A 19,137-nucleotide genomic window follows, 5' to 3' on the forward strand; every position below is an offset into this window, starting at 1 on the left:
GCCGGGTCACCGGTCCAGGCTAGGGCGGCTCGCTGGAAGAAGGCGGAACGGCGCGCTCAGACGCTCAGCTCAATCGAAGAAGGCGGCCGTCGCGCGTGCCTCGTACACGGCGTCGTCGAGGTCGTCGCCCGTCACGTTGACGTGTCCGACCTTGCGGCCGGGGCGCGGAGCCTTGCCGTACGTGTGGATCTTGGCGTGCGGGTGCGCGTCGAGCGCCGCGGGGAATCGTTCCTCGAGCGTCCCTTCGGCGGGCCCGCCGAGCACGTTGATCATGACGGACCAGGGGGCCTTGGCATCCGTCGCTCCGAGGGGGAGGTCGAGGACCGCCCGCAGGTGCTGCTCGAACTGGCTGGTGACCGCCCCGTCCTGCGTCCAGTGGCCGCTGTTGTGGGGACGCATTGCGAGCTCGTTGATGAGGATGCGCTCGTCGCTGGTCTCGAACAGCTCGACAGCCAGCATCCCGGTGACGCCGAGGCCCTCGGCCACGGCGACGCCGATGTCGGCGGCGACCCGCTGGACACGCCCGTCGGCACGGGGCGCGGGTGCGACGACCTCGGCGCACACTCCCCCGCGCTGCACGGTCTCGACGACGGGATAGGCGCGCACCTCGCCGGACGGCCGGCGCGCCACCTGCTGCGCGAGTTCGCGCGTGAAGTCGACGAGCTCTTCGGCGAGCAGCGATCCCCCGTGGCCGTCCTCGGCGAGAGCGGCGAACCAGTCATCCGCCTCGGTCGCCGCGGCGACGACGCGCACGCCCTTGCCGTCGTAGCCACCGCGGGGCGTCTTCACCACGGCGCGACCGCCGTGAGAGTCGAGGAAGTCCTGCAGCTCGGCGACGTCGGCGACGGCGGCCCAGTCGGGCTGGGGAAGGCCCAGTTCGGCCATGCGCGTCCGCATGACGAGCTTGTCCTGGGCGACGGCGAGCGGGGCGGGTCCGGGGTGAACGGAGACCCCCGCGTCGACGAGGGCGGCGAGGACATCCTGCGGGACGTGCTCGTGGTCGAAGGTGATGACGTCGACGTCGCGCGCGAAGGCCAGGACGGTATCGGCGTCGCGGTAGTCGCCCACCGCCGACGCGGCGAGCGCCGCCGACATTCCCTCGTCCTCGGCGAGGACACGGATGTCGATCCCCAGTTCGACGGCGGGCGCGATCATCATCCGCGCCAGCTGTCCGCCACCGATCACTCCGACTCGCAGCGTCATGCCGCTCCCTTCGTCGGCATCCATTCTGTCGGGCTGCTCGCGGGGGCGCGAGCCGAGGCGGGACGGCGCGGGGGTACCGGTGGCTTCGACAAGCTCAGCCACCTCGACGCGACCGGGGTCCCTCAGCATGTCGAAGGGACCCGAACTCCCCCGGACGCCGGTTGCTTCGACAGGCTCAGCCACCTCGACGCGACCGGGGTCCCTGAGCTTGACGAAGGGACCGGAGCTCCCTCGGACGCCGTCGGCTTCGAGGGGCTCGGCCGGGTCCGGCGACGAGACCGCAGCCCGCGTCAGAGACCGACCGCGCCGGAGCCGAACGCCTGGGAGTCGCGGTGAGCGAGGATCTGGTTGACCTCGACCTGGTCGACCAGGGTCTCGTGCAGCAGCACGGCGTTCGGGACGTTCTTCAACCGCAACGGGGGCTCGACACCGTTCGACAGCGTCAGCGTCCCCGCACCCCACAGGCGCTGCAGCACGCCACGGCGCATCTGGATCGAGTACCCGCGCACGTGCGAGATCTCCTGGCTGCGCGAGCCGAAGAAGCCCGAGCGCTCGATCACGCGACGGGTCGTGATCGTCCACGTGTGCGACAGCCAGACGAGGTAGGGGACCACGACGAGCAGCAGCACGATCGCGGCCGCCGCGCTCACCAGCATCCAGTTCTCGAACGGCGCGGGCAGATTGTCGTAGAAGTACGCCGTCGCGCCGGCGACGCCGATCAGCACCATCGCCGACCACACGAGACGTCGCGCGTGCGCGTGGATCCGCGCGATGCGCAGCTCGGGCGCTGCGGCACCCGGCGCCGGCATACGCGGGCGCCCTCCGTAGCTGGTCGGCTGGGTCACCCTCTCATTGTGCGGGGTCGCGCCCGCAGCCCGCGGCGCACACGCGGGACGCCCGGGGCCTCAGCGCACGTGCACCACGTCGCCCGCCGACACCGCCTCGACGATCGTCCCCGCCTCCACGACGAGTCGGCCCGTCTCGTCGAGCCGCGTCGCGCGGCCCGACAGCGTCGTCCCGTCGGGCAGCGAGACCGACACCTCGCGGCCGACCGTCGCACAGAGCTTCTCGACGTCGCCGTGCACGCGTTCCTCCTGCCCGGCCGCGAGAGCCGCGAGCGACTCCGAGAGCCCCGAGACGTAGTCCGCCAGCAGCTGGTCCTCGTCGCACTCCGCCCCGAGCGCCGCGAACGACGTCGCGGTCGCCACGGGAAGATCCGCGCGGCTCATGCGGGTGTTCACTCCCGCTCCGACCACCACGGTGTCGAAGGTTCCGGGCACGGCTTCGGCCAGGATGCCGCAGATCTTGCCGCCCTCCACGAGCACGTCGTTCGGCCACTTCAACTCCACTGCGCCGCCGTGCCCGCCGAGCTGCGCACGCACCGCGCGGGTCATCGCCGCCCCGGCCACCAGCGGAATCCAGCCCCGCAGCGGCAGCGGCACGCGGGAGGCGTCCACGACGACCGAGACGGCGATCGCGGTTCCCGCGGGCGCGGTCCACGTGCGATCGAGGCGCCCGCGCCCCGCGCGCTGGTCGCGCGTGACGAGGAGAGAGAGGTGCGGCCAGCCGGCCGGGTCCGCCGTCACGGCCGCGACAACATCGGCATTGGTGGAACCGGTGGTCTCGACCACCTGGACGCGGGGGCTGACGGCGGCGGTCCGCGGGTATCCGGCTTCGGGGATCGGCATGCCCACACCCTAGAGAATCGTCGAGGCGATGGCATCCGCTTGCGCTTCATCGTTTCGGCGGCGGCGCCCAGCGACCCGAAGCGGATGACTGGACGGATGCCACAGCGCCTCACCGTTTCGCTTGTGCGCACCCTCCAACCTCGCCGCGGAGGCTGTCGCTAGGGTGGAAGGCGTGACCGACCAGCCCGATCTCTTCACCACCGCCGGCAAGATCGCCGACCTGCGCACCCGGTACCAGGAAGCGGTCGTCGACGCCGAAGCCGCCGCCCGCGACAAGCAGCACGCGAAGGGCAAGCTCACCGCCCGCGAGCGCATCGAGATGCTTGTCGATCCGGGCTCGTTCGTCGAGATCGACGAGTACGTGCGCCACCGCACCACGGCCTTCGGCATGGACAAGTCCCGTCCCTACGGCGACTCGGTCGTGACGGGCACGGGCACGATCCACGGCCGCACCGTCGCGGTCTACGCGCAGGACTTCTCGACCTTCGGCGGCTCGCTCGGCGAGGTCGCCGGCGACAAGATCATCAAGGTCATGGAACTCGCGCTGCGCAGCGGCATCCCGATCATCGGCATCCTGGACTCCGGCGGCGCGCGCATCCAGGAGGGCGTGGTCGCCCTCGGCAAGTACGGCGAGATCTTCCGCCTGAACACGGCGGCCTCCGGCGTGATCCCGCAGATCTCGCTCATCATGGGCCCCGCCGCGGGCGGCGCGGTGTACTCCCCGGCGCTCACCGACTTCGTCATCATGGTCGACAAGACCAGCCAGATGTTCGTCACCGGGCCGGACGTCATCAAGACCGTGACCGGCGAAGACGTCGGCATGGAGGAGCTGGGCGGCGCGCTCACCCACAACAGCCGGTCGGGCGTCGCGCACTACCTCGCCGACGACGAGGACGACGCGATCGATTACGCGCGCACGCTGATCGGCTACCTGCCCGACAACAACCTCGCCGAGATCCCGGTCTACGAGACGCCGTTCGAGTTCGAGACGACGGATGCCGATCGCTCGCTGAACACGATCATCCCCGACTCCCCCAACCAGCCCTACGACATCCACACGGTGATCTCGGGGATCGTGGACCCTTCGACAGGCTCAGGGACCGGAGAGTTCTTGGAGGTGCAGCCGCTGTTCGCCCCGAACATCGTCATCGGCTTCGGGCGGATCGAGGGGCGCACCGTCGGCATCATCGCCAACCAGCCCTCGCAGATGGCCGGCACGCTGAACATCGACGCCGGCGAGAAGGCCTCGCGATTCGTGCGCTTCTGCGACGCGTTCTCGATCCCGATCGTGACGCTCGTCGACGTGCCCGGCTACCTCCCCGGCACCGATCAGGAGTGGACCGGCGTCATCCGCCGCGGCGCGAAGCTGCTCTACGCCTACGCCGAGGCCACCGTGCCGCTGGTGACCGTGATCCTGCGCAAGGCCTACGGCGGTGCGTACATCGTCATGGGCTCGAAGCAGCTCGGTGCCGACATCAACCTCGCGTGGCCCACGGCCGAGATCGCCGTCATGGGCGGGCAGGGCGCGGTCAACATCCTCTACCGCGGCGAGATCAAGCGCGCCGAAGAGGCGGGCGAAGACGTCGCCGCGGTGCGCACGCGCCTCGCGAACGAGTACACCTACAACGTGGCATCCCCGTTCCTCGCGGCCGAGCGCGGCGAGCTCGACGGGATCATCGAGCCCGCGCAGACGCGCGTGTCGATCGCCAAGGCGCTGCGGGCGCTGCGGAACAAGCGCGCGAGCCTGCCCGCGAAGAAGCACGGGAACATCCCGCTGTGAGCGAGAACGCACCGCTGGACCCGCCCGAAGCCGTCGCGCGCGTCGTGCGCGGCACTCCCACGCCCGAGGAGCTCGCAGCGGCGATCGTCGTGGTGGGCGAGGCCTACGCGCGGGAGAGGGCGGATGCCACGGCCCCCGAGGCCACGGCGCGGTCGAGCTGGGAGCTGACCGCGCGGGGCCTGCGCGCCCCGCTGAACCGCGACGCCGGCTGGCGCGGGTTCACCGGCTGACTGTCCCCCGAAATACCTACAGACGCGCTCGATCACCTCGCGGATACTGGAGGAGCTGGAACGCTTTGTGCGTTCGGCCGGGCCGCTCATCGAGCCGGTTCCGGCCACCGCGGCCGGTTTTCGGGTAACCGTCCGCATGGGTGGGGGGCTGGCGATATCGCCGCCCCCCACCCCCATCCCCCTGGTTTGTGCGACTCCGGCGCGGCCGCGATCGGCGATCAGGCGGGGGCCGATCGGCTCCCGGTCCACCCAGGACGCGCGGGCCCGACGTCGCCGGTGATCCCGCTGAGCCGACTCCCCGATCGTCAGCGCGGGCGACGGATCTCGCGCCAGAGGTCGACCTCGTCGTCATCTCCGCCCGCACCCTCGCCGGTCGAGCGGCCCACGACCGTGACCGCGATCCCGTTGTGCGGCGAGGTGCGGATGATGAGCCGCTCCGACACGGCGCCGCGCAGAATGTCGGCGAGCTCTGCACGGATCTCCCCCAGCGCCGGCGCATCGAGACCGTCGAGACCACCCTCATCGAACAGAGTGACCGCCGAACCCCGGCGCCGCGCGGCATCGATCTCCGCGCGCACGCCCTGGTCGAGCAGACGCGGACTCCGCAACTCGTCGCGGAGGCTCTGCTCAGCCAAGCGCGCGGTCTCCCGCTCGGACGGGCGGAGGTTGCCGCCCGTCTCGATCACACGAGCGAGCACCGGTCCGGCGACCGCGAGCGCGCGCTGGACGTGCAGTCGCCGCTCCCGCTGGCGGCCGCTCTGCGCCGCCTGCCACGCGGACGCCGCCTGTTGCAGGTCGGATAATTGAGCCGCGTCACGCGCGGTGCGGTCGAGGGCGATCGACATGAGCTGGGCCACGGTCACCCAGACGAGCGAGCCGACCAGCCCGAGGCTCAAGGCCGAGACCACGCCGAGCCAGACGGACGCCGACACCGTCAGGGCCGCCATACCGATCCAGGCGATGATCGGCCGGTGCCGAACCATGACGATGGTCATGAGGGCGCCGATACCGCCGATGACCCACGTGACGAAAGGTTGGGTCCGCCCATCGGGCACGGCGGCGAGGAAAGCCGCGTTCGGCACCACGACGGACGCCACGAGCGCGAGCGCCGCGGCCCACCCTGGCATCGTGGATCGCTCGCCCGGCGCCCCGACCGGGGCGCCGGGGCGCCGCGAACCGGGCAACAGGATCCACAGCCACGTGATCGGCAGGTAGATCACCAGAGCGGCGATGATCAGCCAGCCCCGCTCCACCGTTTCGGGGCTCGTCCACAGCAGACCCCGCGCCGCGAGGTAGGCCGTGAAGGCGAGAGCGATCACGGACAGCACGGCGCGGACGGTCACCAGCGGTCCCCGCTCTCCCACTCGAGCGTCACGGTCGTGCCCGAGGGCCCGGACTCGATGTCCGAGCGTCCTCCCACCGCCGTCACGCGCGCCATGATCGATCCGCGGATGCCGAGGCGATCCGCCGGGATCGCGTCGAGGTCGAACCCGGCACCCGCGTCACGCACCCGTACGACGACGCTCCCGGGATCGGCGTAGCCCGACACCTCCACCGCGAGCCCTCGGGCTTCGGCGTGCTGCACGGCATTGGCGACGGCCTGCATGGCCGCGAGGACGAGCGCGCGCGCGACGCGTCCGGGGACACGCGGCGTGGCATCCTCCAATCGCCGTCGAACGGTGAGGTTCACTCCGAAGTCGCGTGCGGACGCCTCGATGTCGTCGGCGAGGCGCGCGGCATCCACCGGCGCGTCGCTGCCCTCGAGGGCGTCCTTCTCGGCGTTCGCGAGGCGGGTCAGCGCCTCCCGCGCCATGCTCACCGCGAGCGTGCGTTCACGAGGCGTCGAGGCCCGCTCAGCCGCGAGGAGCGCTCCCAGAACGCTGTCGTGCATGAGAGCGGCGACCGCCACGCGCTCGTTCTCCGTCGCTGCCGTGGCGGCCGCCTCGGCGTAGCTCGACACCGCCTGCGCGCGCGTCTCGTCGACGTGAGCGGCGATCGAGCGGTACATCCAGACCAACGTCACCAGGACGCTGCCGAGGATCAAGGCGAATGAGACGTCGAGGGCGACGGGGACGAAGAACTCGCTGCGGCCGCCGGCCTGGATCAGCCGCACCACACCGAAGAGAAGAGGAGCGGCAACCGTCCAGACGATCTGCAGCGACATCGGGAAGGCGACCACGGCCGCCACCGTCGCGACGTTGATCAGGTAGAAGATCCAGGGGTTCTCCAACGGCGACGGAGGTGGCCCTCCGGCTGTCGCGAGGGGCCAGAGCGCCAGAGCGGCCATGAAGACGACGGCGAACAGTCCGGTGAACAGCCGAGCGAACCGCCCCACCGCGCACGCCACGATCATCGCGGCGAGCGGCACGAACACCCCGAGCACCAACGGGAGGTGCCAGCCGTCGCGCTCGTCGGCCCGGCCGAACGCCGCGACGAGCGCTTGGGACCCGAGGGCGAGCGAGGCAGGGCCGACGAAGATCGTCAGGACGCGTTCGATGCGCTTCTGGGTGAACGAGCCGGGGTCGTCGCTGGATTCGCGCGAGTGCGGAATCCTCCCCCAGGCCTCTTCGAGAACCGTCCGCTGGGCCTCCGAGCGGAGGTTCTCAGGCATCGTTCCCGGCTTCGGGGGCGTCTTGCAGGATGCCGTCCTCCATCGCCCGCCGCAGCAGGTCGACCTTCGTCGGGGCGGGACGGCCGACCTCGACGTACTTCACGCGGACCCGCGTGATGTTCTCCTTCGCGGTGGAGTACGCGACGCCGAGTCGCTCCGCGACGGCTTTGAGCGGCAGTCCCGCCGCGTACAGGCGCAGCACCTCTCGCTCGCGAGCGGAGAGCTGAGCGTCCGCGAAGGCGCGGTCGCCCTCGACGGCACTGGCCCATTCGACGTTGTCGAGCAGGTCGCCGCGAGCAACCGTCCTGATCGCCCCGAGCACCTCGTGCGTCGGCGACGATTTGCTCACGATGCCGGCCGCTCCCGCGGCGAGGGCCTCGCGCACGGCCGCCGGGCGGTCGGCGACGCTGTGGATGATCACGCTCGAGCCGTCGCGCACGACCCGGTCGACGTTCTCGGAGACGGTCGTGCCGTCGCCGAGGGTGAGGTCGAGAACCACGACGTCGGCCGGGGACTCGACCGCTGCGCGACGCCAGTCGAGGTACGCGGCGACGTTCGCGCCCGAGAACACGACTTCGGTCGCGGCGGTCTGGGTCAGCGCCGCCTCGAGACCGAGACGAACCGACTCGTGATCATCGATGAGGGCGACGCGCGTCATCCCCTCATCGTATCCACGGGATTTCTCAGCGCAGGGCCTGGACATCCCCCGGTCGGCGGGTCATCGGCGCAGAACGACGACCGCTTCGACGTGGTGGGTGTGAGGGAAGAGATCGACGCCGCGGATGCCGTTCGCGGCGACGTAGCCGTGTTCGGCGAAGGTGGCCAGGTCGCGCGAGAGCGCGACGGGGTCGCACGCGACGTACACCACCGTCGCGGGCGCCAGCGCCGCGATGCCCTCGACGACCTCGCGCCCGGCCCCCGCGCGGGGCGGATCGAGCAGGACGACGCCGTGGGAGAGACGCTCGCGCTCCCGCTCCGACGCACCGGCGGCGAGCGACGCGACGAAACGATCCGCCCGGGCGGTCTCGGCCCGCGCCCCGATCCACTCCGCGAGGTTCTCGCCGGCGTGCTCGGTCGCGCGCGGGTCGGACTCGACGCTGATCACGCGCGTCGACGAACCGCCCAGTTCGGCGAGGGTCGCCGCGAACAGGCCGACTCCGCCGTAGAGGTCGAGATGGAGCCCCTCGGGGTCGACTCCCCCGGCCGCCGTCAGCTCGTCTCTGACGAGACCGGTCAGGGTCCGCGCGGCGAGCCGGTGCACCTGCCAGAAACCTCCCGCGTCCACCCGGAACAGGCGCTCGCCGACCCGCTCCTCGACGACCTCGGGGGTCGGACGCGAGCGGTCTCCGTCCGGACGCGCCAGCACCCGCACGCGCCCGTCGGCCGGCTGCACGAGGTCGACACGGCCGGGTCGCGCTCCGCGCACGGCGAGAGCGGCACGCTCGACCTCCGCCGTGGCCAAGGGCAGATCGAGGGTTTCGATGACGCGGTGCGAGCGCGCCGCGTACGCGCCGACCCGACCTCCCTCGTCGACGTGCAGGCTCAAGCGCGTGCGCCAACCCGTGCCGTCCGCCGCCTCGACATCGTCGGCGGCACCGGCCGGGCGCACGTCGACCGGGAGGTCGAGCTTGCCCACGCGTTCGAGAGCCTCGCGGATGACGCGCTCTTTCAGTCGTCGTTGATGCCCGAGCTCGATGTGGCCGAACTCCGCTCCACCGGGACGGTCCTCGGGCGCCACATCGATGTCGGCCGCCGCCCAGACGTGCCGCTGACGCTCGGGAGCCGCCTCGAGCACCTCGACGGCGTCGGCCCGCCAGAACGCCTTCTTGCGCGTGTCGGTGACACGCGCCCGGACGCGCTCCCCGGGAAGGGTGTCGGGAACGAAGACCACGCGGCCCTCGTGCCGGCCGACGAACACTCCCCCGTGGGCGATGCCGGTGATGTCGAGATCGATGAGGTCGCCGTCGTGCATTGTCCGAGCCTGTCACACGCGGCCGGGAGATCGCCGGGCCGGTGGCTTCGACAGGCTCAGCCACCTCCGCCGCGAGGACACTGCGTCTGCCGCCGGGTCCGGCGGCTTCGACGGGCTCAGCCACCTCCGCCGTGAGAACCCGGGCCCCCGAAAGGTCCGGCGGCTTCGGCATGCCGACCACCGCGGCCCCAGGACCCTGAGCCCGTCGAAGGGTCCGGTACCGGGACGGAGTCAACAGCGAGGGCCGCGATGACTACCGTGGACGCATGCGCGTGTGCTTGGCATCCACTTCTCCCGCTCGTCTCATGCTCCTGCGGCAGGCGGGCATCGAGCCCGAGGCGCGAGCGCCCCGGGTCGACGAGGAGGCGGTGATCGCGGAGGTCGAGGAAGCGGACGGTCGGCGCCTTCCCGCTCCCGAGCACGTGCTGCTCCTCGCGCGACGCAAGGCCGCCGATGTCGCCTTCCGTCTGCACGAGGAGGACCCGAGCTTCGACGGCGTGGTGATCGGCGGCGACTCGATGTTCGAACTCGGCGACGAGATCCTCGGCAAGCCCTACACGCCCGAAGCTGCGACGGAGCGCTGGCGCGGAATGAGGGGGCGGACGGGCGTGCTGCATTCCGGACACAGCGTGTTCCGCGTCACCCCCGGCGCTGCGCCGACCGAGGCGCACGCGGTCGCCGAGGCGAGCGTGACCTTCGCGGCCGACGTCGACGACGACGAGATCGCCGCCTATGTCGCCAGCGGCGAGCCGCTGCTGGTCGCCGGGGCGTTCACCGTGGACAGTCTCGGCGGCGCTTTCATCGAGCGAGTCGAGGGCGATCCGTCGACCGTCGTCGGAATGTCGCTGTCGACGGTGCGCCGACTCGTCCGCGAGCTCGGGGTCTCGTGGACGGACCTCTGGAATCGTTCGTAGGGTCCCGCACACGTTTTTCGGCGTTTCTTGTCGAGGAGGGTCAAAAGACCGGGGTACCCCCTCGATAGGCTGGGAGGATGCCGAAGATCGCCAAGGTCCTTGTCGCCAACCGCGGCGAGATCGCCGTCCGAGTCATCCGCGCCGCCCGAGATTCGGGCAAGGCCTCCGTCGCCGTCTACGCCGATCAGGACCGCGACGCCCTGCACACCCGCCTGGCTGACGAGGCGTACGCCCTCGACGGCTCCACGAGCGCCGACACCTACCTGTCGATCGAGAAGATCCTCTCGGTCGCCCGTCGTTCCGGTGCCGACGCCGTGCACCCCGGCTACGGCTTCCTCGCCGAGAACGCCGACTTCGCTCGCGCCGTCATCGCCGCGGGTCTGGTCTGGATCGGCCCCTCGCCCGACGCGATCGAAGCGCTCGGCGACAAGGTGACCGCGCGTCACGTCGCCGAGAAGGTCGGCGCCCCGCTCGCCCCCGGCACCCCCGGCCCCGTCTCGGGTGCCGACGAGGTGATCGCGTTCGCCGAGCAGGTCGGCCTCCCCATCGCCATTAAGGCCGCCTACGGCGGAGGCGGACGCGGTCTCAAGGTCGCCCGCGAGCTCGACGAGGTCGCCGAGATGTTCGAGTCGGCCACGCGAGAGGCCGTCGCGGCGTTCGGCCGCGGCGAGTGCTTCGTCGAGAAGTACCTCGACAAGCCGCGCCACGTCGAGACGCAGTGCCTCGCGGATGCCGCCGGCAACGTCGTGGTCGTCTCCACGCGCGACTGCTCGCTGCAGCGCCGCCACCAGAAGCTCGTTGAGGAGGCCCCGGCGCCGTTCCTCAGCGACGAGCAGAACGCCATCCTCTACTCGGCGTCGAAGGCCATCCTCAAGGAGGTCGGCTATGTCGGCGCCGGGACCTGCGAGTTCCTCATCGGCGCCGACGGCACGATCTCGTTCCTCGAGGTGAACACGCGCCTCCAGGTCGAGCACCCCGTCTCTGAAGAGGTCACGGGCATCGACCTGGTGCGCGAGCAGTTCCGCCTCGCCGAGGGCGAGGAGCTCGGGTACGACGACCCCGCACCCACGGGCCACTCGATCGAGTTCCGCATCAACGGCGAAGACCCGGGCCGGGGCTTCCTTCCGCAGCCCGGCCCGATCCACGTCTTCAAGACGTTCGGCGGCCCCGGCATCCGTCTCGACTCCGGGGTGACCGCGGGCGACAGCGTCTCGGGAGCCTTCGACTCGCTGCTCGCGAAGATCATCGTGACCGGCCGCGACCGCGCCGAGGCGCTCGAGCGCTCGCGCCGCGCCCTCGACGAGTTCGAGGTCGCCGGCATGCCGACCGTGCTGCCCTTCCACCGCAAGGTCGTGCGCGACCCCGCATTCACCGCCGAGAACGGCGAGTTCGGCGTGTACACGCGCTGGATCGAGACGGAGTTCGTGAACGACATCCCCGCGTGGGACGGCGAGCTCGAGGCCCCCGCCGAGGAGCAGGGTCGGCACACCGTCGTCGTCGAAGTCGGCGGCAAGCGCCTCGAGGTCAGTCTCCCCGACCGCATCGCGGCTCCCGCAGCCAAGCCCGGGCGTCCGGCCGCCGCCCCGCCGTCGCGGCGCTCGCACGCAGCCTCCCCCACCGCCGGCGCCACCGGCGATGCGGTGAAGTCGCCGATGCAGGCCACGGTCGTCAAGGTCGCCGTCGAGGAGGGCCAGCAGGTCGTCAAGGGCGACCTCGTCGTCGTGCTCGAGGCGATGAAGATGGAGCAGCCCATCCAGGCGCACAAGGACGGCACGATCGCCGGCATCGACGCGAGCCCCGGCACGACGGTGTCGGCGGGTCACCAGCTGCTGCTCATCAGCTGACCAGCCCTTCGTCCGCACGGCGCCGCACTCCCTCGGGGGTGCGGCGCCGTCGTTCGTACGGTCTCCCCTGACGCATAAACGCGATCCACGCGCATAAACGCGAGCACACCGCGTTTATGCGCGCAAACAGCGTTTATGCGTCGACCGACACCTCACGAAACACCCCGGAGCGACGGATGCCGCGAGCCCGCGGCATCCGCAATGCTCGGCACCCGTCGGATCGCCCCATCCCCGCACATAAACGCGATCCACGCGCATAAACGCGAGCACACCGCGTTTATGCGCGCAAACAGCGTTTATGCGTCGACCGACACCTCACGAGACACCGGAGGACAACGGATGCCGGGGCCCGGCATCCGCCTTGCTCAGTCCTCGCCGGGATCGTCGCGGTCGACGATGTGCATCGCGCGCGCCGCGTCGGTGATGCTCGACGTGAGCGAGGGGTAGACCGCGAAGACGCGGGCGACCTGGTCGACGGTCAGCCGGCGTTCCACCGCGATCGCCAGGGGGTAGATGAGCTCGGACGCCTTCGGTCCGACGATGACGCCGCCCATGACGGTGCCACTGCCCTTGCGGGCGATGAGCTTCACGAACCCGTCGGTGATGCCCTGCATCTTCGCGCGGGGGTTCGCCGACAACGGCAGCTTCTTCACGACGCCGGCGATCTTGCCGTCGACGACGTCCTGCTCGCTGAACCCCACCGTCGCGATCTCGGGCGCGGTGAAGATGTTCGCCGTGATCCGGCGCGTCTCGAGCGGGATCACGATGTCGCCGAGCGCGTGGAAGATCGCCTGACGGCCCTGCATGGATGCCACGGATGCCAGGGGGAAGAAGTTCGTGCAGTCGCCGGCCGCGTAGATGTTCGGCACCGAGGTGCGCGCGACGCGGTTGACGCGGATGTGCCCGGACGAGGTCATCTGCACCCCCGCCTCCGCGAGGCCGATCCCCGCGGTGTTCGGGATCGAGCCGACCGCCATGAGGCAGTGGCTGCCCTCGATCGTGCGGCCGTCCGCGAGGGTCACGGTGACACCGTCACCGGTGTTCACGACCGAATCGGCACGAGCCTTCGCCAGCAGCGTCATACCGCCGCGCTGGAACACGCGTTCGAGGACGGCCGCGGCATCCTGATCCTCCCCGGGAAGCACCTGGTCGCGGCTCGAGACGAGTGTCACCTTGGCGCCGAGGTTCATGTAGGCCGAGGCGAACTCGGCGCCCGTGACACCCGAGCCGACGACGATGAGGTGCGTGGGAACGGACTTCATGTTGTAGAGCTGCGTCCACGTGAGGATGCGCTCGCCGTCGGGCTTGGCCGAGGGCAGCTCGCGCGGCGAGGCCCCCACCGAGACGACGAGGGTCTCGGCCTCGATGCGGTCGAAGTCGGTGCCGCCGGCCTCGGTCGACACGACCACGGCGCCCGGACCGTCCAGCCGTCCGTGACCCGCGATGATGCGGACGCCCGCCTCGAGCAGCGACGCCCGCATGTCGTCGGACTGCTGCCGAGCGAGCGACAGAAGGCGCTGGTTGACCGCCGCGAGGTTGATCGCGACCTCGGGGGTGAGGGGCTTGCCCCGGTCGTCGCGCGCGAAGAGCTGCACGCCGAGCTCGCTGGCGTTGCGGATGGCGACGGCCGCATCGGCGGTCGCGATGAGTGTCTTCGACGGCACGACGTCGGTGATGACGGCCGAGCCGCCCACGCCCGCCCGTTCCACCAGAGTCACGTCGGCGCCCAACTGGGCGGCCGAGAGAGCCGCTTCGTAGCCGCCGGGGCCACCGCCGACGATCGCGACGGACTGCTTGCGCTCGAAGCTCTGCACCATGGCATCCATTCTTCCCTAGGGTGCTTCCTTCGAACGACGCGCGGTCCGCGTCTGGCCCGCGAGCCCGCCGCTTTCTAGAGTGGGGGGATGTCCAACAGCACTTCTCACCCGCTCGACGATCCGGCCGTCGACCCGTTCGAGGTCGCCGCAGCCGCGGCGGCCGACATCGCCCGCCTTTCCGGTGTCGAGCACCACGACATCGCCGTCACCCTCGGGTCGGGCTGGGGCCGCGCCGCCGAGCTCATCGGCGAGGAGACGGCGTCGTTCCCCGCGACCGAGGTCGTCGGTTTCTCGAAGCCCGCCCTCGAGGGGCACGTCGGCACGCTCCGGAGCGTCCGCACCCCCGGCGGCAAGAACGTCCTCGTGATCGGCGCCCGCACCCACTACTACGAGGGCCACGGCGTGCGCCGGGTCGTGCACAGCGTCCGCACGGCGGCCGCCACCGGCGCCACCACGATGATCCTGACGAACGGCGCGGGCGGCATCCGCGAGACGTGGAAGCCTGGCCAGCCCGTCCTCATCAGCGACCACATCAACCTGACGGCCGACTCCCCCCTCGAGGGAGCGACCTTCATCGACTTGACCGATCTGTACTCGAAGCGGCTGCGCGACCTCGCGCGGTCGATCGACCCGACGCTCGACGAGGGTGTGTACACGCAGTTCCGGGGACCCCACTACGAGACTCCCGCCGAAGTGCAGATGGCGAAGACGATCGGTGGGCACATCGTCGGCATGTCGACGTCGCTCGAGGCGATCGCGGCCCGCCAGGCCGGCATGGAGATCCTCGGCTTCTCGCTCATCACGAACCTGGCCGCCGGCATCCAGCAGACGCCACTGAGCCACGCCGAGGTCCTCGAAGCCGGTCGCGAGGCGGAGCCCGTCATCTCGGCGCTGCTCGCCCGCGTGGTCAACGCATTGTGAGCGAGTACCTGGCCGCGGCCCGCGCCTGGTTGGCGCAGGACCCGGATGCCGTCACCCGCGAGGAGCTCGCCGCGCTCATCACCCGCGTCGAAGACGGCGACGACGCGGCCGCCGCCGACCTCGCGGACCGCTTCTCGACGCGCTTGGCCTTCGGGACGGCGGGACTGCGCGGCACGCTCGGCGCCGGCTCGAACCGCATGAACCGCGTGCTCGTGGCTCAAGCGGCGGCCGGTTTCGCCGCGTATCTCCGCGAGAAGCAGCCGGACGGAACGCCGACCGTGGTCGTCGGGTACGACGGTCGACGCAACTCGGACGTGTTCGCGCGCGACTCGGTCGAGATCTTCGCGGGGGCGGGGCTGCACGCGATCCTCCTGCCACGCCTGTTGCCCACGCCCGTTCTCGCTTTCGCCGTCCGCCACCTCGGCGCGGATGCCGGCGTCATGGTCACGGCGAGCCACAACCCGCCCGACGACAACGGCTACAAGGTCTACCTCGGCGGCGCCGACGACGGCGCGCAGATCGTCTCGCCGGCCGACGCCGAGATCGCCGCGCACATCCAGCGCGTGGCGGACGACGGTGACGTCACGATCTTGCCGCGCTCGGTCGGGTACGCCAATGCCCCGGAATCGGTCGTGGAGGCGTACGTCGCCGCGACCGCCGCCGTCGCCCCGGCGCCGGCGGGCGCGGAGGGGCTCCGCTGGGTCTACACCGCGATGCACGGCGTGGGATGGGAGACCGTCTCGCTGGTGCTCGCCGAGGCCGGCTACCCGGCGCCGGTGGTCGTCGAGGCGCAGATCCACCCCGACGGACGCTTCCCCACCGTCGCGTTCCCGAACCCCGAAGAGCCCGGCGCGATGGACCTCGCGTTCGAGACCGCGCGCGCGGCCGACGCCGAACTGGTGATCGCGAACGACCCGGATGCCGATCGCCTCGCGGTCGCGATCCCGGATGCCGAGACCGACGGCGGATGGCGCCGGTTGAGCGGCAACGAGATCGGTCTGCTGCTGGGCTGGCGCGCAGCGCGAGCCGCAGCGGCCGCCGGGACGGGCGGAACGCTCGCGTGCTCGCTCGTGTCGTCGCCCGGGCTGCAGGCCGTGGCCGAGCACTACGGTCTCGACTTCCGCTCGACGCTCACCGGGTTCAAGTGGATCTCGCGCGCCCCGGGCATCGTCTTCGGCTTCGAGGAGGCGCTGGGTTACCTCGTGAACCCCGACGTCGTGCGCGACAAGGACGGGATCTCGGCCGCGGTCGCCCTGCTGGGGATGGCCGCCGAAGCGAGGAGCCAGGGCCGGAACGTCGCCGACCTCCTCCGGGAGTTCCGCGAAACGTTCGGCGCGTTCGCGAGCGACCAGATCTCGGTGCGCGTCACCGACGTGAGCGAGATCGCCGGGATCATGGCATCCCTCCGCGCCCAGCCGCCGTCCGCGGTCGGCGAGGTCGCCGTGTCGAGAATCGACGACCTGATGCTCGGGGTCGACGGGTTACCCCCGGGCGACGTACTGCGCATCTGGCTCGAGGACGGCTCGCGCCTCATCGTGCGCCCGAGCGGCACCGAGCCGAAGCTCAAGCTGTACCTCGACGTGCAGGCGAGCTCGGCGAAGAAGGCGAACCGGCGTCTGGCCGCGCTGCGCGCCGGTGCCGAGGCGTTGCTGACCGCGGTGCGCTGACCCGCCTGCCCCGTTTGGGGCGCGTTTCCGCTCTGCGGCTCGGGGCTTAGGGCGCGTTTCTTCCGCCGGGGCGCGATTCTTGCGCCCTGACGAGAGAATCGCGCCCCAGACCCGGGTTGCGCGTGACGCCCGAACTACTCCTCCCCAGGACGCAATCTTCCGGCACACATCACGGGATGCCACGGAGCCGGGTGCCGCGGTCGCGAACCCCGCCACACTGTCGGTCATGTCCGCACTCGTTCTGCTGTCCCGCGACGACCTCGCCGAGGACGGCGTGAGCTCGTCGGCACTCCGACGACTTCTTGAGACCCGTGAGATGATCCGACTCCGGCTTTGGGGCGCGAACCTTCCGCCGGGGCGTACTTCCGACGCCCCATCCCACGAAACGCGCCCCGAACACGGAAGGCGGACGGATGCCGCCGCCCCGGGATCCGCGGATACGACCACCCCGAGCCCCAGATCGCGGGCGAGCGAGGATGCGTAGCCGCGCCTCAGCCGTCGATCACCGCGACCAGCTCGTCCAGGAATGCTGCGAAGTCCGTGCCGCGCCGCACGATGCGCTGCACGCTGTCGCGCTCGCTGAACACCTCGACGAACTGCTCGAACACCGTCTGGAACGCCTCGCGGTCGGCCTCGCTGAACGCCACGAGGGCCACGACCTGCACGCGCCCCTCGCCCCAGGCGATCGAGGGGTCGGCGATGCCGATCGCGATCCGCGTCTGCGTCGCCGTCATGCCCATCGCGTGCGGCACCGCGAGCGCGTCGGTGAACGCCGTCGACGAGATGGCCTCGCGCTCGACGGCCCGGGTGACGTAGTCGTCGGCGATGACCCCCTGGTTCGTCAACAGCGCGCCCAGGTCGCGGATGACGCCCGCCTCGCCGTCGGCCCCGTCGAGGCCGCGCACGAAGGCGTCCGGAGAGAAGTAGCGCTCCAGCTCGGCCCGGAGCCGCGCGAGGCGCCTCCCCCGCCGCACACGCCCGGCCGCCGCCTGCACGCGCTCGACGTCGGCGTCGGTGAGGAACGGCTGGATGCGGACGAACCGGTCGCCCGTGCGGGGAGGGTCGATCGTCGTCAGCACCAGGTCGGTGTCGATGCCCTCCCAGACCGGATCGATGCGCGTCTCGACACCGACGACCTCGATCGCCTGCCCGAGCGAACGGTCCACGCTGGAGCGCAGCAGCTCGTGCAGTTCGTAGTACCCCGGGCACACGATCGTCGCGGTGAGGAGCTGATCGGCGCGGCGGCTGCGCTCGAGGCGCCCGCCGACGTGCATCGCGACATACGCGATCTCGTCGTCGAGGATCGGGATGCCCAGCGAGTCCTGGAGCCCGGTCGCGATGTAGACCGCCACCTCGAAGATCATCGGGTACGTCGACTTCAACGACCGCGTCAGGGGGTTCCGCGACCACGCCTGCTCTCGAGAGCGGTGCAGCAGGTTCTGCACGTGCAGCGCGAGGCGCAGGATGAAGTCCTCGTGCGCGATGTCGACGAGGAACTGGGATGCCGCCGCCTCGACGACCGCGCGGACGGCTGCCTCGACCTCGGGCGACAGGCGGGAACGGACGTCGTCGGCCGCGGGGGCGCCCGGAGCGACGATCCGTGTGAGCACCAGGGTCGCGAGGTGGCGGAGGTCGCCCTGCCCGAGCTGCACCCCGATGTGCTTGAGGGTCAGACGGTCCAACAGATCCGCGACCGCCGCCGTGGCATCCGATACGTCCGCACCGGTCGATCCGAGGGCCCGGTCGCGGGTGGTCCGGTCCGCGGCGATCGCGATGTGCATGACGACGTCGCCGATGCCGATCTCGTTCACGAAGTAGCCGAGGGCGCCGAGCTCGGCGACCAGCTCGGCCTTGAAGGGACCGAAGGCCCGCGCGCCGACGGACCTCTCGCCGAGCGTTCGCCGCAGCGCGTCGAGGTCGAAGTGCCCGGCATCCATCTCGTCGTGCGCGAGCTTCGACAGCAAGCGACGCTGCGCCACCTCGGTGCCCCGGAGGCGAGCGAGGGATGCCGAGCGCTCGAGCGTCAGCTCGGTCCCGCCGAGCAGCCCCCGCACGCGTGAGAGATCCGCTTCGAGCGTGGCCGCGCTGACGTGCAGAGCGTCGGCCGTCTCGAAGACGTCGATGCCGTCGGCCGAGTCGAGGAGGCGCCGCACCAGGGTGTGGAGGCGATCGCGGGGGGTCCCGGCATCCAATCCCCCGTTCGCCCGCAGCGCGACGGCGGCGTCACTGCCGGCCCGGTAGCCGAGCGGCCCCGACTCGATCGCGCTCATGCCCCCGGCGCGGGCGTTGATCGCCGTCACGTAGGAGCGGATGCTCCGCGGGGTCACCCCGAGGGCGTCCGCCAGAGATGCAGCCGTCGACCACTCCCCGTCGCGCAGCAACAGGGCCAGCAGGCGGTCTTGGCGAGCTTTCGTCGTCACGATCCGTCCTCCGCGCCGCGCCCGGTATGGCAGCGCACCCTCCATCCAACCACGCGACCCGGGTCGCTGC

General features: G+C 71.2%; 15 protein-coding genes. 6 read left to right on the top strand and 9 right to left on the bottom strand.

Annotation, left to right across the window (positions count from 1 at the left end; genetic code table 11):
• Positions 1 to 69: 69 nt before the first annotated feature.
• The 3 genes from AB0O24_RS06250 to AB0O24_RS06260 form a co-directional block, all read right to left on the bottom strand.
• Positions 70 to 1,203 carry a 5-(carboxyamino)imidazole ribonucleotide synthase gene (locus AB0O24_RS06250; RefSeq protein WP_307387030.1) on the bottom strand — a complete coding sequence of 378 codons (1,134 nt, stop codon included), beginning with the start codon at positions 1,201 to 1,203 and terminating at the stop codon, positions 70 to 72.
• Between the two features lie 290 nt (positions 1,204 to 1,493).
• Positions 1,494 to 2,048, bottom strand: a complete 555-nt coding sequence (locus tag AB0O24_RS06255; RefSeq protein ID WP_307382339.1) for a PH domain-containing protein — start codon at positions 2,046 to 2,048, stop codon at positions 1,494 to 1,496.
• A 60-nt stretch (positions 2,049 to 2,108) separates the two neighbouring features.
• The gene (locus AB0O24_RS06260) at positions 2,109 to 2,891 is read right to left on the bottom strand and encodes a biotin--[acetyl-CoA-carboxylase] ligase (RefSeq protein WP_307382341.1); all 783 of its coding nucleotides are present in this window, start codon (positions 2,889 to 2,891) and stop codon (positions 2,109 to 2,111) included.
• Positions 2,892 to 3,063: 172 nt separating this feature from the next.
• Between AB0O24_RS06260 and AB0O24_RS06265 the strand changes: the two genes are divergently transcribed.
• Positions 3,064 to 4,671, top strand: a complete 1,608-nt coding sequence (locus tag AB0O24_RS06265; protein WP_275797935.1) for an acyl-CoA carboxylase subunit beta — start codon at positions 3,064 to 3,066, stop codon at positions 4,669 to 4,671.
• Positions 4,668 to 4,901, top strand: a complete 234-nt coding sequence (locus AB0O24_RS06270; RefSeq protein WP_363373420.1) for an acyl-CoA carboxylase epsilon subunit — start codon at positions 4,668 to 4,670, stop codon at positions 4,899 to 4,901. Before AB0O24_RS06265 ends, AB0O24_RS06270 begins: the two co-directional genes overlap by 4 nt.
• A 305-nt stretch (positions 4,902 to 5,206) precedes the next feature.
• Here the strand turns inward: AB0O24_RS06270 and AB0O24_RS06275 are convergent, their stop codons facing one another.
• Genes AB0O24_RS06275 through AB0O24_RS06290 form a run of 4 tightly spaced genes read right to left on the bottom strand, consistent with a single transcriptional unit; the run spans position 5,207 to position 9,484 of the window.
• On the bottom strand, positions 5,207 to 6,244 hold the full coding sequence (locus tag AB0O24_RS06275) for a hypothetical protein (protein WP_363373422.1): 1,038 nt from the start codon (positions 6,242 to 6,244) through the stop codon (positions 5,207 to 5,209).
• The gene (locus AB0O24_RS06280) at positions 6,241 to 7,512 is read right to left on the bottom strand and encodes an ATP-binding protein (protein ID WP_275796488.1); all 1,272 of its coding nucleotides are present in this window, start codon (positions 7,510 to 7,512) and stop codon (positions 6,241 to 6,243) included. The genes AB0O24_RS06275 and AB0O24_RS06280 overlap by 4 nt, the downstream gene beginning before the upstream one ends.
• On the bottom strand, positions 7,505 to 8,170 hold the full coding sequence (locus AB0O24_RS06285) for a response regulator transcription factor (RefSeq protein ID WP_275796486.1): 666 nt from the start codon (positions 8,168 to 8,170) through the stop codon (positions 7,505 to 7,507). Before AB0O24_RS06285 ends, AB0O24_RS06280 begins: the two co-directional genes overlap by 8 nt.
• A gap of 60 nt (positions 8,171 to 8,230) precedes the next feature.
• Positions 8,231 to 9,484 (bottom strand): TRAM domain-containing protein, encoded by a 1,254-nt coding sequence (locus AB0O24_RS06290; protein ID WP_363373425.1) that lies wholly within the window; start codon positions 9,482 to 9,484, stop codon positions 8,231 to 8,233.
• Positions 9,485 to 9,750: 266 nt separating this feature from the next.
• Between AB0O24_RS06290 and AB0O24_RS06295 the strand changes: the two genes are divergently transcribed.
• A complete protein-coding gene (locus AB0O24_RS06295) occupies positions 9,751 to 10,398 on the top strand; it encodes a Maf family protein (protein ID WP_275796482.1) in 648 nt (215 codons plus the stop codon).
• Between the two features lie 77 nt (positions 10,399 to 10,475).
• A complete protein-coding gene (locus tag AB0O24_RS06300; protein WP_363373429.1) occupies positions 10,476 to 12,242 on the top strand; it encodes a biotin carboxylase N-terminal domain-containing protein in 1,767 nt (588 codons plus the stop codon).
• A 365-nt stretch (positions 12,243 to 12,607) separates the two neighbouring features.
• Here the strand turns inward: AB0O24_RS06300 and AB0O24_RS06305 are convergent, their stop codons facing one another.
• On the bottom strand, positions 12,608 to 14,068 hold the full coding sequence (locus AB0O24_RS06305) for an NAD(P)H-quinone dehydrogenase (protein ID WP_275798335.1): 1,461 nt from the start codon (positions 14,066 to 14,068) through the stop codon (positions 12,608 to 12,610).
• A gap of 78 nt (positions 14,069 to 14,146) precedes the next feature.
• On the opposite strand from AB0O24_RS06305, the gene AB0O24_RS06310 reads away from it, so the two are divergent.
• Together AB0O24_RS06310 and AB0O24_RS06315 are read left to right on the top strand one after the other, a co-directional pair.
• Positions 14,147 to 14,980 (top strand): purine-nucleoside phosphorylase, encoded by an 834-nt coding sequence (locus AB0O24_RS06310; RefSeq protein WP_275798337.1) that lies wholly within the window; start codon positions 14,147 to 14,149, stop codon positions 14,978 to 14,980.
• Complete coding sequence (locus AB0O24_RS06315) at positions 14,977 to 16,647, top strand: phospho-sugar mutase (RefSeq protein WP_363373431.1); 1,671 nt, start codon at positions 14,977 to 14,979, stop codon at positions 16,645 to 16,647. The genes AB0O24_RS06310 and AB0O24_RS06315 overlap by 4 nt, the downstream gene beginning before the upstream one ends.
• A 491-nt stretch (positions 16,648 to 17,138) precedes the next feature.
• Here AB0O24_RS06315 and AB0O24_RS06320 read toward each other — a convergent pair whose 3' ends face one another.
• A complete protein-coding gene (locus AB0O24_RS06320) occupies positions 17,139 to 19,067 on the bottom strand; it encodes a PTS sugar transporter subunit IIA (RefSeq protein ID WP_363373434.1) in 1,929 nt (642 codons plus the stop codon).
• Positions 19,068 to 19,137: the final 70 nt, after the last annotated feature.

This window comes from Microbacterium sp. NPDC086615 (assembly GCF_040686055.1).
Classification (GTDB): Bacteria; Actinomycetota; Actinomycetes; order Actinomycetales; family Microbacteriaceae; genus Microbacterium.